Source organism: Microbacterium sp. SA156 (assembly GCF_049065455.1).
Taxonomy (GTDB): Bacteria; Actinomycetota; Actinomycetes; order Actinomycetales; family Microbacteriaceae; genus Microbacterium; species Microbacterium barkeri.
Window position 1 is genome coordinate 1 of the sequence record NZ_JBAKGU010000035.1, and the last position, 1,233, is coordinate 1,233.

General features: G+C 68.2%; 1 protein-coding gene. It reads right to left on the reverse strand.

Features of this window, described 5'->3' with window-relative positions; translation table 11 throughout:
- Positions 1–37: 37 nt before the first annotated feature.
- Positions 38–1,141 (reverse strand): IS1249 family transposase, encoded by a 1,104-nt coding sequence (locus ACOWU6_RS16800; RefSeq protein WP_421076398.1) that lies wholly within the window; start codon positions 1,139–1,141, stop codon positions 38–40.
- Positions 1,142–1,233: the final 92 nt, after the last annotated feature.

The following is a 1,233-nucleotide window of genomic DNA, read 5'->3' on the forward strand; positions in this document are numbered from 1 at the left end:
GGGTTATCGGCCAGAAAGAGTGGATGGGTCGGGTGTGTCATCCTCGTCCTGCCCACCCGGCGCGGGCCCAGAGGCCTTCGGTGGCGTCGAGGCCTTGCCCGTAGAGGGTGGGGGTGATCTGGTCGTCGTGGCGGGGTTCGGGTCGGGTTTCGGGAGTGATCGGCTGGGCGAGGTCGAGGGCTTGTTCGAGCGGGAGCTCTCGGGTCGCGAGGAACCACTCGACCGCGCGGCGGCGGTGTTCCTCGGTCATGCCGCGGTGGCGGCGCAGGAGATCGCGGATGCGGGCGTTGAGGCTTTCCAGCGCGGAGGTCGTGCGCGGGTTGCCGTAGGTGATGTGGGTGAACAGCACGTCGTTGCGGACAACGAGGCGCACCAGCAGCCAGGCTTTGCGGAGCCGGTCGTGGGTGAATCCGAATCGGCCGTTCTTGAGCAGGGTGCGTTCCCGGGTGAGGTGCCCGAAGGTCTGCCACCACTTCTCGAGCCGCAGCTGCCAGTCGATCGCGGCCTGTTCGTCGAGGATGTCGCTGAGGTCCATGACCAGGCGTCGTAGCGCTCGGCCGGCGTTCGTGCGCGGGTTGCGGGTGAGATGACGGGTGATGTTCATCTGGAGGTGGAACAGGCACCGCTGGTGCTTGGTCTCGGGCCAGGCCTGTCGCAGTGCCGAGGGGAGTCCGGAGCCGCCGTCGGAGACGAGGATCCCCGGGGCGGGGACCTGGTCGAGCAGAGCGGTCCATGCGGCGGTGGTCTCGCGGGCGCACCACTGCCAGGCCAGGACGCGTCCGGTGTCGGAGAGCGCGATGAGCAGACACCAGGTGCCGATCCAGATGCCGTCGACGAGGACGGCGTGGTAGATCGTCTCGGCCGGGCCCAGTCGGGGAGACAGATCCCAGCACCAGGCGGTGCGGCGCCGGAACGATCGACCGGAGGCGGTGCCGTCGGCCTCGGCTTGGGTGGCCTTGCCGATCAGCCACGACACGAACTCCCGCAGCTGCTCCCGCCGGGTCACGTCGGGACGCCGACGGGTGCTGGACGCCCCGCAAGACGGACACCGCCAGCGTTGGGTGCCCGAGCGGTGACGGCCGTTCTTGACGAGCTTGATGCCGCATACCAGACAGGTGGTCGAGTTCGTCGCAAGGCCCACGACTAAGGGTCGCGGACCATAGCGATCCCCGTTCTACCGCGAGATTCCGCGGCTAGATCGAGAACCCATCCACTCCTTTTGGCCTATAACCC